The 513-nt window shown below is 65.3% G+C and carries 1 protein-coding gene; it reads left to right on the forward strand.

Features of this window, described 5'->3' with window-relative positions:
- Nucleotides 1–13: 13 nt before the first annotated feature.
- Nucleotides 14–513, forward strand: a 500-nt coding sequence (locus tag RM844_RS32185) for a condensation domain-containing protein (protein WP_311670989.1), incomplete at its 3' end; no start/stop codon positions are given.

Here is a 513-nt window from a genome sequence, read left to right on the forward strand (position 1 = left end):
TCCCTATCCGCCGGTGGCAGACCACCGTGGCGCAACCGTGATGGTGGACTGGCCGGCCGAGTTGCAGCAGCAGGTCGCGCGGGTGGCCCACGAGCACAACGCCACCAGCTTCATGGTGGTCCAGGCCGCACTGGCGGTGTTGCTTGGCCAATTGAGTGCCAGCTCTGATGTGGCAGTCGGGTTCCCGATCGCTGGGCGTCGCGATCCGGCGCTCGATGAGTTGGTCGGGTTCTTCGTCAACACGCTGGTGCTGCGGGTGGATCTGGGTGGTGACCCCACCGTCGCGGAGGTGGTCGAGCAGGTGCGTCAGCGTGCGTTGGCAGCCTTCGAGCACCAGGACGTGCCATTCGAGGTGCTGGTCGAGCGGCTCAACCCGACTCGCAGCCTGGCCCATGAGCCTGTGATCCAGGTGATCTTTGCCTGGCAGAATCTTCCCGGTCTGGACAATGACGCCGCGACTGCGCTCAGTTTGGGTGATGTGCAGGCCGCCCCGTTGGAGGCTGACACTCAGAC

The organism is Streptomyces chisholmiae, assembly GCF_031845445.1.
In the GTDB taxonomy this organism is placed as follows: Bacteria; Actinomycetota; Actinomycetes; order Streptomycetales; family Streptomycetaceae; genus Streptomyces; species Streptomyces chisholmiae.